This window comes from Burkholderia sp. BE17 (assembly GCF_009362305.1).
In the GTDB taxonomy this organism is placed as follows: Bacteria; Pseudomonadota; Gammaproteobacteria; order Burkholderiales; family Burkholderiaceae; genus Burkholderia; species Burkholderia pyrrocinia_C.
The window spans coordinates 22,015-33,851 of sequence record NZ_WHNU01000044.1; the positions used below are offsets into that span (position 1 = coordinate 22,015).

Annotated in this window: 11 protein-coding genes; 3 read left to right on the plus strand and 8 right to left on the minus strand. The window is 62.2% G+C overall.

The window, feature by feature from the left end; translation table 11 throughout:
- Positions 1 to 50: 50 nt before the first annotated feature.
- The 8 genes from GD429_RS31450 to GD429_RS31485 form a co-directional block, all read right to left on the minus strand.
- Entirely contained in the window at positions 51 to 2,141 is a 2,091-nt protein-coding gene (locus GD429_RS31450) for a flagellar biosynthesis protein FlhA (protein ID WP_152862966.1), read from the minus strand.
- Positions 2,138 to 3,277 carry a flagellar type III secretion system protein FlhB gene (gene flhB, locus GD429_RS31455; RefSeq protein ID WP_152862968.1) on the minus strand — a complete coding sequence of 380 codons (1,140 nt, stop codon included), beginning with the start codon at positions 3,275 to 3,277 and terminating at the stop codon, positions 2,138 to 2,140. Before flhB ends, GD429_RS31450 begins: the two co-directional genes overlap by 4 nt.
- Positions 3,274 to 4,071, minus strand: a complete 798-nt coding sequence (gene fliR, locus GD429_RS31460; RefSeq protein WP_321575025.1) for a flagellar biosynthetic protein FliR — start codon at positions 4,069 to 4,071, stop codon at positions 3,274 to 3,276. The genes flhB and fliR overlap by 4 nt, the downstream gene beginning before the upstream one ends.
- Positions 4,072 to 4,078: 7 nt before the next feature.
- Positions 4,079 to 4,351 carry a flagellar biosynthetic protein FliQ gene (locus tag GD429_RS31465; protein ID WP_152862972.1) on the minus strand — a complete coding sequence of 91 codons (273 nt, stop codon included), beginning with the start codon at positions 4,349 to 4,351 and terminating at the stop codon, positions 4,079 to 4,081.
- Positions 4,351 to 5,097 carry a flagellar type III secretion system pore protein FliP gene (gene fliP, locus GD429_RS31470; RefSeq protein WP_152862974.1) on the minus strand — a complete coding sequence of 249 codons (747 nt, stop codon included), beginning with the start codon at positions 5,095 to 5,097 and terminating at the stop codon, positions 4,351 to 4,353. The genes GD429_RS31465 and fliP overlap by 1 nt, the downstream gene beginning before the upstream one ends.
- A complete protein-coding gene (locus GD429_RS31475) occupies positions 5,094 to 5,435 on the minus strand; it encodes a flagellar motor switch protein FliN (protein WP_152862976.1) in 342 nt (113 codons plus the stop codon). Before GD429_RS31475 ends, fliP begins: the two co-directional genes overlap by 4 nt.
- A gap of 7 nt (positions 5,436 to 5,442) precedes the next feature.
- A complete protein-coding gene (locus GD429_RS41905) occupies positions 5,443 to 6,279 on the minus strand; it encodes a flagellar motor switch protein FliM (RefSeq protein WP_193727244.1) in 837 nt (278 codons plus the stop codon).
- Between the two features lie 150 nt (positions 6,280 to 6,429).
- Positions 6,430 to 7,311, minus strand: coding sequence for a flagellin (locus GD429_RS31485; protein WP_152862979.1), 882 nt, complete (start codon positions 7,309 to 7,311; stop codon positions 6,430 to 6,432).
- 482 nt (positions 7,312 to 7,793) lie between these two features.
- Here GD429_RS31485 and GD429_RS31490 point away from each other — a divergent pair, with 482 nt between their 5' ends.
- The 3 genes from GD429_RS31490 (at position 7,794) to fliE (ending at position 11,826) form a co-directional block, all read left to right on the plus strand.
- On the plus strand, positions 7,794 to 8,792 hold the full coding sequence (locus GD429_RS31490) for a response regulator transcription factor (protein ID WP_321575026.1): 999 nt from the start codon (positions 7,794 to 7,796) through the stop codon (positions 8,790 to 8,792).
- A 23-nt stretch (positions 8,793 to 8,815) separates the two neighbouring features.
- Positions 8,816 to 11,200: an ATP-binding protein gene (locus tag GD429_RS31495; RefSeq protein WP_152862981.1), complete on the plus strand. Its 2,385-nt coding sequence runs from the start codon at positions 8,816 to 8,818 to the stop codon at positions 11,198 to 11,200.
- 305 nt (positions 11,201 to 11,505) lie between these two features.
- A complete protein-coding gene (gene fliE / locus GD429_RS31500) occupies positions 11,506 to 11,826 on the plus strand; it encodes a flagellar hook-basal body complex protein FliE (RefSeq protein WP_227791797.1) in 321 nt (106 codons plus the stop codon).
- Positions 11,827 to 11,837: the final 11 nt, after the last annotated feature.

An 11,837-nucleotide genomic window follows, 5' to 3' on the forward strand; every position in this document is an offset into this window, starting at 1 on the left:
CGCGAATACGTCAGACCGCCGCGCAACCGCCGGATTAATGCACCAACGCCTCATCCTAGCGTGCCAACAATGCTGACTTCCTTGTTGTCGGGAATCTCGTTGTATGAGAGCACGGCCAGGCTTGGCGCGAACAGTTTGGCGTATCGCGCCAGCATTGGGCGAATGCGCGGCACCACCATTAGCACGGGGGATGTACCCATCTGCTTCATCTGTTCAGCCACCGCCGGCATATGGGTCTGCAGCTGTGAAAGCACGTTGGGTTCGACTGGGAAATTGTCCAGCGGCACACGTGTGGCCGATTGCTCCGCCCGACTCAGCGCGCTCAGAAGAATATTCTCGAGTTCCACCGTCAGGCTGAAGCCACTCAGCGCCGTTTGATGGGAACCCAGCCCGGCGACGATCTGGCGACGCAGCGCGCAACGCACTTCGGCCACGAGCAGTAGCGGGTCCTTGGTGGTGTCTGCAGCGTCGACCAGCGCGGCGGCCACGGTTTCGATGTCCTTGATTGACACGTTCTCGGCCAGCAAGATGCGGAACACCTTATGTAACTGGATGTGCGTGAGGCACTTGCCCAGCGCATCGGCCAGCGCCGGGGCAATACCCGTCAGGCGTTCGATGATGGCGGTCACGTTGTCATAGTTGAACAACTCGGGTAGGGTTTCGCTCATAAGCTTGGTCGCATGAGTGGTGATCACGGTTGCGCAATCGACCACCTGGTAGCCGAGACCGAGCGCGTGTGCTTTCTGGTCCGGCTCGATCCAGATGACAGGCATGCCGTAGGCGGGATCAATGCTGGGCGTGCCGTCCAGCTCGCCATAGACGGTAGGCGACGGAATGGCCATCAGCTTGCCCGGCTGAACCTGAGCCTGAGCCAGCGCAGTGCCGTTGAGCATGATGGCGTAACCGGAGGGCGGTAGGCTCATGTCGTCGCGCGCGCCAATGGGTGGCAGCAGGAAGCCGAACTGTTCAGACAGATTTTGTCGCGTGCCCTGCAGGCGGCGCATCAGTGGCGCACCTTGTACGCGATCGAGCATTTCCACCAGTTTGTAGCCGAGCGACACCGACACTGTATCCACATACGGTAGGCTGCTCCAATCGAGCGAGTTAACGCCTGGCGCAGCCAGTGTGGCCTCCATGGCGCGGGCGGTATCTTCCGCGCTGGCCGTCGCGGTGGGCGACGGGCGTCGGGCCATCCGGTAGCCGACATAACCCAGCACGGCTGAAAAGCACAGAAACACCAACGTCGGCATGCCCGGGATCAGGCCTAGCGCGGCCATTAGTGCGGCGGCGCTAAACAGCACGACCGGCGAGGCCAGCAATTGCTGGCCGACCTGTTCCTCGAAGTCGCGCGAATCGTTGATGCGGGTGACGATCACGGCGGCGGCGGCCGACAGCAGCAGGGCCGGAATCTGCGCTACCAGGCCGTCGCCGATTGCCAGCAGAGCGTACTTTTGGAATGCCTCACCCGTGGGCAGGTCGTGCATGATTACACCGATGAGCACGCCGCCGATCATGTTGATGATGAGGATCAGGATGCCGGCGATGGCGTCGCCGCGCACGAATTTCGATGCGCCATCCATCGCGCCGTAGAAGTCGGCTTCGGTCGTGACTTCCTTGCGGCGCTGCTGGGCGTGTTCCTGCGTGATGACACCGGCGTTCAGGTCGGCGTCGATGGCCATCTGCTTGCCCGGCAGCGCGTCGAGCGTAAAACGCGCCGACACTTCCGAGATGCGCTCCGCGCCCTTGGTGACCACCACGAAGTTGATGATCATCAGGATGACGAATACCACCAGGCCAACCACGAAGTTGCTGCCGATCACCACGTTGGCGAACGATTCGATCACCTGGCCGGCCGAGCTTGCACCCGTGTGGCCGTTGAGCAGCACCACGCGCGTCGAGGCGACGTTCAATGTAAGCCGCATTAGCGTTGCGGCCAGGATGATGGTCGGGAAGGCCGAGAAATCCAGTGGTCGCTTGACGGTCACGGCCACCATTACCACCACGATGGACAGTACGATGTTGAACGTGAACATGATGTCCAACGCGAGGGGCGGCAGCGGCAGGATCACCATCGCCAGGATGGCGAACAGGGCGAGCGGGGCGGCAAACTTCATGCGCTTGAGCAAGTCAGTTACATTCATCGGGATTGGGCCTTTTGCAAGTGTTCGGGAACGGTGAGGCTGGTGAGCGGCGATGGCGCGATGCCGCGCTTGCCGCTGCGAAATGCCTTGATCTGCAGCACGTAGGACAGCACCTGAGCCACGGCGCGATACAGCGCGGCCGGAATCTGCTGATTGACCTGGCTGGTGTGGTAAATCGCGCGTGCCAGCGGCGGCAGTTCGAGCACTTCCACGCCGTGCCTCCGGGCGACGTCGCGAATGAACAGCGCGACCTCGTCGACGCCTTTGGCCACCACGTAGGGTGCCTGCGCGCGCGACTCGTCGTATTTGAGCGCGACGGCGTAATGAGTGGGGTTCATCACCACCACGTCGGCGGTCGGCACCGTCTTGCGGACACCCTGGCGCGCGAGCTGGCGTTGGATCTGGCGGATGCGACTCTTGACCTCGGGTTTGCCTTCGGACTGCTTCATCTCGTCCTTGATGTCGCGCTTGCTCATGCGCTGGCCGCGCATGAAGATGATCCGCTGCACCGGCACGTCGATCAGTGCGAACACGGCAATGATGCCCGTCAGCGTGAGCGCGGAAGTCAGAAACAGGTTTGCCCCGCCGGCCAGCGCATCCCTGAGGGGCGCGCCCTGCAGGCGGATGAAGCCATTCAGGTTGGCGCGACAGACGATGAAGAGCGTCGTCGTCAACGTGACGGCTTTGAGCACGGTTGTGCCGAACTGCATGTAATGCTTGCCGGAGACCAGGCGCTTGAGTCCGGAAAGCGGGTTCAGGCGGTTCATCTTCGGCATGACATTCTTGCTGCTCATGGTCCAGCCGCCAGGCACCAGCGACGCGACGACGATGCCCGCCGGTACTGCGGCCAGCGGCGCCAGCATCTTGCCCATCAACAGCAGCACAGCCGGAAACAGTATCGAGCCAGCGTTGTCGAGCGCGCCGTCGCCGGACAGGTCGGCAAACGACAGCGCGAAGATGCGCTTGAGCTCGATCAGCCAGTCTGGTGCCAGCAAGACGATCAGTTTGAGCGCGACCAGAATGCCGACGGCCGTGCCGATATCGCGCGAACGCGCAACCTGGCCTTCTTTCCTGGCCTTGCGCAGTTTATGGGGGGTGGCTTTTTCTGTCTTGTCGCCGGTCTGTTGCTGGCTCATCGCGCCCCTTTGCTGTCGACGGGTTGCGTGGCGAGTTGATCGTAGACTGCTAGCACGTGCTCTACCATGCGGCCGTAGTGGGCCGGCAGTGACGGCAACAGCAGCGTCAGCAGCAACAGGCCGAACATCGTCGTGACCGAAAAACCCAGCGCGAACAGGTTCAGGGCTGGCGCCGCGCGATTCAGCAGGCCGAGGCCCACCTGCACGACCAGAGTCGCGAACACCACCGGCAAGGCCAGTGCCACGGCGGCGGAGAAGATCCAGCCTACCGCGAATGCCAGATGTTTTAGCGTGCCCAGGTCGAACGCGAAGCTGCCGACCGGCCACACCGCAAAGCTGCGCGCCATCACGTGTGCGAGGATCAGGTGGCCGTCCACTCCGAAGAACAGCAGGATGAACACCACGTACATCACGCTGGTGAGCACGTCGCCCATCTGGCTGTTCATCGGATCGTTGATCTGCGCCATGGACAGGCCCATTTGCGACGATGCGATTGCACCGAAAATCTGCAGCGCGGACAGCACGAAATGGAACATGAAGCCGAGCAACCCGCCGATCAGCACCTGTTCGGCCACGGCCGCCACACCTGCGAGCGACAGTGGGTCGATGGCCGGCGTCGTCGGAATACCTGGCTGCACGACCAGTGCGAGGATGAGCGCGATCAGCAGGCGAGTGCGCACCGGCACCATCACCTCACCCAGAATTGGCGACGCGGCCAGCGCGGCGGCGATCCGGCAGAACGGCCAGAAGATCGTGTTCGCGAGCGGCAGGAGCTGGGCGAGGACGATTTCCACCGTCGCGTCATCCGGCCAGTTGTGCAGCGCGGCCGAAGATCTCGACCGTGTAATGCATCACACGGTTGGTCATCCACGGGCCGGCCAACGCGAGTGCGACGAGCGTGGTGACCAAGCGCGGCAGGAAGCTCATCGTCTGCTCGTTGATTTGCGTGGCGGCCTGGAACACGGCCACCAGCACACCGGTGATCAGACCCGGCGTAATCAGCACCAGGATGATGACGAGCACGAGGCGCAGCGCGTCGACGGCGAAGCTGGCGGCGAGGTCGGGAGTCAACATCAGTAGGCCTTTATGCTGGTAATGAGGGTGTTGACGGTAAGCGACCATCCGTCCACCAGCACGAACAGCAACAGCTTGAGCGGCAGCGAGATGACCAGTGGCGACAGCATCATCATCCCCATTGCCATCAGCACGGACGCGACGATGATGTCGACGATCAGGAACGGGATGAACAGCATGGCGCCCACCTGGAACGCAGTCTTCAGCTCGCTGAGCACGAAGGCCGACAGCTTCACCAGGAACGGCTGCTTCTCGGGCTCGGTGATCTGTTCGGTGCCGGAGAGCCTGGCCATCTGTGCGAGCGTGGCTTTGTTGGTTTGCGCAAGCATGTAGCGCCCCAGCGGTTGTTCGGCCGTCGTGAGCGCGACCTGCATGCCGATCTTGCCCTGGTCGTAGGGCATGAAAGCCTTCTGCCAGATCTCCTCGCCGACCGGGCGCATCGTCAGCATCGTCAGCACTAGCGCGACGCCGGTGACGATGCGGCCGGGCAGCCCTTGCTGCAGTCCCAGTGCCTGCTTGAGCAATGACAGCACGATCACATAGCGGAGGAAGCTCGTCATTGTCATCAGCAGCGCGGGCAGCAGCCCGAGCAGCGTCATCAGGACGAGGATCTGAGTCTTGACGGTGAAGCCCTGGCCACCGGCGCCCTCGGATGCGAGCGTCAACGTGTCGGCTTGCACGAGAGCGGGCACGGCGACAGCGGCTAGGGCCAGGCCGAGGTGACGGAGGAGGGCGCGGCTTTTCATGTCGTTAGGGCGTTGAGGTCGTCGAGTTCGACGATGCGCAGGCCGTAGTGCTCGCCGGACACGACCACTTCGGCCGAACCGACTGGCGTGCCGTTTACCTTGATGACTAGCGGCTCGCCGGCCAAGCGATTGAGCTCCACCGTCGAGCCGGCTTCGTACGACAGCAGATCGGCCAGTGGCACGGTGGCTTCGCCCACTTCCAGCGTCAGGCGCACGGGAATACGACGCAGCATGCGCAGCGGATCGCGTGGAGAAGCAGTTTCGGTGACGGTTTGGGGCTCGTCGCCCAAGCTCAGATCGTCTAGCGCGGAGAGATCGAGGTCGGTGGTCGAGGTCATGTCAGGGTTACTCCACAGGTTCGAAAGAGGTGATCCACAGCGCGCCTTGCTGTTCGGCCAGCGCCGCGCGGTAGAGGCGGACGTCGTCGACGAGCACGTCGGCGGTGTCGGGCAGGCGCACGGGCAACACGTCACCGGGGCTCATGCGCAGCAGGTCGTCCAGTCGCATGTCCTTGGTCAGCAAGCGCACTGACAGTGTGACGGGGATGCACGCGGTGGCCGGCCGGCTGTCCGGCGCCGGGCGCTGGTGCTGTGCATCGAGGCGTGCGAATAAGTGGCCGAGCCACATATCGTCCAGCGCGAACTCGATGTTGCCCGCGAGGTTGTGCAGGTGGTCCGATACGGTCATGCGCAGGATGCGGACACCCGGGCCAGGCATGCTGGCCGCGCAGGGGGAAAAGGGTTCCGCCTGGTCGCCGATCATTGCGGTGGCAAACGCGGCCAGCAGTGCGGTGTGTTGTTGCGCGGCAAAGCGACGTTCAGCCCCTGTTTCGGGGCCCGGAGCGTTCAGCGTCACTTCGTCGAGCGGTGTGTCGTAATGGCTGGCCAGTAGCGCCAGCAGCAGCTTGCGGTCGCAGCGCACAGCAATTTGGCCTTGGTTGCACGTGTAGGTGTGCCAGCCGGAGGCGTCGCGTGACCGGATCGCCGCAATGGAGAAGTGAGAGGTAACGAAGCTCGTGCCGCGGCGCAGGTTGAAGCGTTCGTGAAAGGAGTAGTCGATTTTGCGCTTGATATCTTGCAGCACCTCGTCGAGCAAATGGTACGGACGCCCCAACGTGCACGGATCGAGCACCGCCAGCGATGAGGCTCGGACGCTGCGGGAGGAGGGGGAAAGTGCCGACACGTTCGTGGTTCCGTTTCGAAAAAGAGTTGGCGCCATTGTGGGTGGGGGGCGTCACGGGGCGGAGAAGGTTGTACAGATTTTGAATACGCAAAAAAACCGGTCCGCTCGTGGCGGACCGGTTCTGGGTTCCAGCGTATTGCGAAGTAGTGCTTACTGGACCAGCGACAGGACCATCTGGTTCATGCTGTTGGATTGCTTGAGCATGGCCATGCCGGCTTGCATCAGCACTTGCTGCGAGCTCAGCTTGGCGGATTCCGATGCCATGTCGGCGTCCATGATGCGGCCGTGGGCGTCAGTCGTGCTCGTCGCCATGTTCTCCAGGTTTTGATGGGTATGATCGAGGCGGTTTTCGGCTGCACCGATGGCCGAGCGCAGCGCGCCCACGCCGTCGATTGCATTGTTGATCAGATCGATCGTGGCGTTGGCGGTTTTGGTAAGTTCCGTGCCATTTGCGGCCGTCGGGTCCTTGTAAACTGCCGACAGGGCCTCGAACTGGGTCTCCGTGAATGTGAGATTCTTGGAGAAATCGACCGTCATCGTTTCCTCCTTGCTGGCGCCAATCTGGAAGATGACTTCCTTGGTCAGCTTGCCGCCGCCGTCGCCCTTATCATCCCCCTTCTTCAGGAGCTTGACACCGCCGTACGCCGTGTTGCCCATGATGTTCGACAGCTCCTTGCCCAGCGCATCATACTCGGCCTGCATGGCCGTCTTGTCGTCGTCGGAGGACGAGCCATCGGCGGCCTGCGTGGCCAGATCTTTCATGCGGTACAGGATGTTGGTGACTTCTTGCATTGCGCCGCCGGCCGTCTGGAGCATCGACGAAGCGTTCTGGGTGTTCTGCATGGCCATTTGCATGCCTTGGGTTTGCGCTTTCAGGCGCACGGCGATCTGCAGGCCAGCGGCGTCGTCCTTGGCGGAGTTGATTCGCAGGCCGGTGCCCATGCGGGTCATCGTGGTATTCAGGTTGCTGCTGGTGTTGCCGATGGCCTTCTGGATATTCATGGCGGCGGCATTGGTGTGCAGGCTCAGCATCGTACGTGTTCCTTGAGTCTTGGTTGGGTTGAGGCGAATCCGTTGCCGACTGCTCGTCAGGCGGCAACGTCTGCTCAAAACGGCAGCCGGTACGTCGGCGTTAAATCGGATCGTGCGGGTGGGGTAAAAAAGGCGGCGTGCTAGGCCAGTTATTCCTGCAACTCCATCGTTCTTCGCTTGTGATTTTTCTGCGATTGGCCTAGCTCCTCTGTAATGTGGCAGCACCCGAAAAATAAGAGTTATCTGATATTGGGTGCTATCGATGTCGCTCATACTTCTGTTTCGCATTGAGAGTCGTGCCGCTTGTTCAAAAGGGGCTTGTTTCCGTCAAGGGCCTCGTTGTGCGCACCTCGGGTTCCCTATTTTTTCGGCGATGATGCTGGCGTGATTGACGCAATCCATCGGGTCGTCGGCAATTTGCCGGGCTATGGCTGTCGTCGGATTTGACGCATGTTGCGCAATGGACGCATTGGGTTGGACTGGTGTCGCTCAAGGTCGCTCGCAGCTACCGCGTAATGTGTGCGCACGGGCTACTGATGGAGCACCGGGCGATTGCGCTTTGGCTGCGCCGCCGACATGGCCGCAAGGTGCTCGGGCGGCTTCGAGTTCCGCCGGTCCTTCTATCTGAAGCAAATCGCAGCTCAACTCGTTGGCCTCCACGAATTCCGTTCGATCTCGTATATGAGCGGGATGTGACGATGGGTGCCTCCCCAATTCATTCCAAACCTCCCACGATCATGTCGACAGTCTCTCCAACCGATGCAGAAAAGCGGCGCATTGCGCTCCTCGAAGACAACGTTGCGCATGCGCGAGTCGTCCGGCACTGGCTTGAGGGTGCGGGGTACGACACCATCGTCGAGCACGACGGCAAGCGCTTTATCGATCGCATCAGTCAAGAGCGGGTCGATATGCTGTTGCTCGATTGGGATGTACCCGGCATGACCGGCATTGACGTGCTGATCGGCACGCGTAAGCGCGTCAACTACCTGATTCCCATGGTGCTGCTCACGCAGCATGACGATGAGCGCGATATCCTGCATGGCTTGGCCAGCGGTGCAGACGACTATCTGGTCAAGCCTATCAACGAGCGCATGCTGATCGCGCGAGTTGTCGCACAGTTGCGCAAATACTACCCTCAGACGCAGCGAAAACAGCAGATCGAATATTCCGGCTACGTGCTGGACGAAACCGCGCGCACGGCAACATTGCCTGACGGTGAACAGATCGTGCTGCCCGAGCGTGAATTCTCCATTGCGCTGTACCTGTTTACCCACGCCGGACGTGTGGTGAGTCGAGAGGCGCTGCTCAAGCATGTTTGGGGGCAGGCGGATACGTCGCATGTCGGTACGCTAGCGACCTACATCACGCGGGCGCGCAACTGGCTTCGCCTGCGGCCGAACGGGCTCAGAATATCGAGTGTGTATCGCTACGGCTATCGCCTCGAGCACATGGCGGATGCCGCCGACAACGACCTCGACTGACTGCGCTGCAACCCCGTAGCCCTATGCGTGCACTCATCTTCCGCCTGATATCGATTGGCCCGTGGCGGGGCCTTGTGGTTCTCGTGATGCTGGCGCTGGCCGCTTTCAGCGGTCATCCTGGCAGTGGCGTGGTATCAGGCGCGCTCGATCGCGTGCTGTTCGACACGATGGCGCGGGTAGTTGCGCATCCTTCGACGCGGCAGGTGGTCGTCGTCAACCTTGATGAAGGGGCGGTCGCGCGGATGGGCCCGCATAGCATGGGCGGGTGCCTGGCGAAACTGCTCGGCGCGCTTGGCAAGGCGCGCAGCGTCACGCTCGATCTGGCTATGCTGCCGGGACTCGATTATTCGAGTCTGCAGGCTGGCATGCGGGCGTGTCCGCGCACGGTACTGGTCGAGCCAAACACTGCAGTGGACACGGCGGGCTGTCCTGGCGTGCTGCTGCCGTTGGCGTTGAGTTCGATGGCGGCCGCGTGCAGCCAGCGGATCATCACGACGGGTCACTACGGCGTGGTGAGCGGGTTCGTGCCATACAGTGTATTGGCGGGCACCCGGTATGCGCACGTCGCACTCGACGCGCTGCGGGTGGCCGGTATCGAGCCGCCGTTGCCGGTCGCCGAATTCGTGCGGCCATATGCGCAGTCGATCCGGGGCGCACGCACGGAGGCGGTGATGACGATGCTGCCGACATCGATGCACCTGACGCAATATTCGTATAGTGACGTGCTGCAGCAGCGTGTACCCAAGGATGCGTTCGACGGGAAGGTGGTGTTCGTCGGCAACCAGGCCTGGGGCGGCGAAGGGATGTTCCAGATCTCGTCGCTCAATTCGCTCGAAGTCACGCGTTCGCAACTCGATGCGCTCATCGCCGACGCCGTGGCTTCCGGCAATCTCGCGCGCGAGGCGTCGTTTGCTGTCGCGTTGCCGATCTATCTAGCGCTTGCGCTCGGCGTCGTGCTGATCTGCGTGCTTGTGCCAGGGCGGGCCTTGCATCTGGCCGTGCTTGCCTGGGGCGTGCTGATTTTTGCGGTGCCGTTGGTCATGCTGGTATTCCACATCTGGTTGCCGCTCGGGCTGCTGCCGGTCGTCTGCCTGATGATCTACGGTTTTTTCGCATGGGAGCGGCACGCGCGCATTCTGTCAATGTTGCGCGGCGAGTTGCACGAATGGTGGGCAATTGCGGCAGCGCTTCACTCGCCGGAGCACGCAGCAGAAGTGGCCGCGCCTGCCTGTTCGTCCGGCGAGTTGGCCAATATCAAGGCAGCGTTGCTGCAGGTGCGCAGCTGGCAAAAGTTGTACGTCGACGTGATCAACCAGTTGCCATATCCCGTCTTTCTGGCGATGGACGGTCACGTTGCGGTGTGGAACGCGAAGGCCGCTGCGTTGACGGGCATGGACGCAGCCGATCAGCCGGCTGCCTCCCGATTGCCATTCGTGCAAGTCGAGCGGCTCGTGGCCGAGAGCGTGCGCACGGGAGGCGATATCAGTCGCGAAATCGAGTGGGAAGGCCGCGTCCACATGCTGAGGTGCGCGGTACTGTCGAGCGGGCCGGACAGTGAAATTACCCCCGGCGGCACCACACAGACGGCCCACCTGGTTTGCGTGATCGACTTCGGTGGTGTGAAGGAGCTTTTCTCGCACGACGAGCGGATGCTGCGCCATATCGCTCATGACCTCCGCAGTCCGCTGACGGCCATCCTGTCGTTGATCGACCGCCAGGGGGCGTCCGCGGGTGACGATTCGCTCGCGCAGTCGGACGGCGCTTTCCTGAGCGATCTACGCCGGCAGGCTTCGTATTCGTTGCGTATCGCCAAGGACTTCATGCAGTTGAGTCGCGCCGAACGGCTCGGCCGCGTTGACTTCGAGCCCGTGGCGTTGAGCGAGGTGGCGGAAGAGGCGATCGACCAGAACTGGCTCGCCGCCGAGCAAAAGGGGGTCGTTTTGTGCGAGCCAGTGGTCTTGGTGGAGGACACACTCGTCGCCGGTAATGCCGACATGCTAATGCGCGCGGTTGTCAATGTGGTGGACAACGCAATCAAGTATTCGTCGTCGGGGGCGGTGGTGTCGCTCGCCATCGGCGAGGCTGACGATGGTGAGCTGGTGCTGAGCGTGACTGATGATGGCATCGGCATGACCGACGAGACGGTGCGCCGCTTGTTCGAGCCGTTCTTCCAGGCCGAGCCCAAGGCCGATGGCAGCGCGGGCGTCGGATTGGGGTTGCCCTTCGTCAAGGCAGTGATCGAAAGGCACGGCGGCAGGGCCGTCGTGCGCAGCACGCTTGGGGGCGGCACCGTGATTGCGCTGATCCTTCCGCGCATCTCGGCCGAGGAGAGATGGGGCGGGTCGCTGGAGGCTACCGCGTGTAATTTGCCCGGTGATGGTGGCAGTAGCGGCAGCGACTGCGCGTGATTGTCGCGTCGGGGTGTTGCGCGAAACCTGTAGCACACCTGAGCTGCCCGCCGTGCCCTCGACCGTGAGCGCGGCACGGAATTGACAGCTCTGCTCTCCGAAGCGGCGTGGTACCCACGGGCCAAGCCGTTCCTGTTTGCGCCCGGCGCGTTTGCTGTGTCGTCCCGTTTGCCGCCTTGCGGAGGATGAACGGCAAGGGCAGGCCGTCGCTATCGGGCCGATCAATGTTCCGTTGAACATTCTCGCTCGACTTCGATCGACGTCCCAAAATCCGTTCCCATAGCCAATCTGACATGAAAGCCGCCATGAATATCGACCTTTCGAGCGCGATGCTCGATTCGATTCGCCAGTCCGTCAACCGCATCAACGATGACCCTCGACCCGCAGCCGCTTCCGCCGATATCGCGGGCGGCTTCATCGATCTGCTCAAGCAAGCTGTGCGCGACACGGATGCGCAACAACACCATGCCGACGAGTTCGTTGCCGCCGTGGAAACTGGTGCCAGCGACGACCTCGTGGGCGCAATGCTCGCCAGCCAGCAGGCGGACCTGTCTTTCAGGATGATGACCCAGGTGCGCAACAAGGCCATGCTCGCCTTTGACGACGTCATCAAGATGCCGGTTTGACGAGGGCCGCC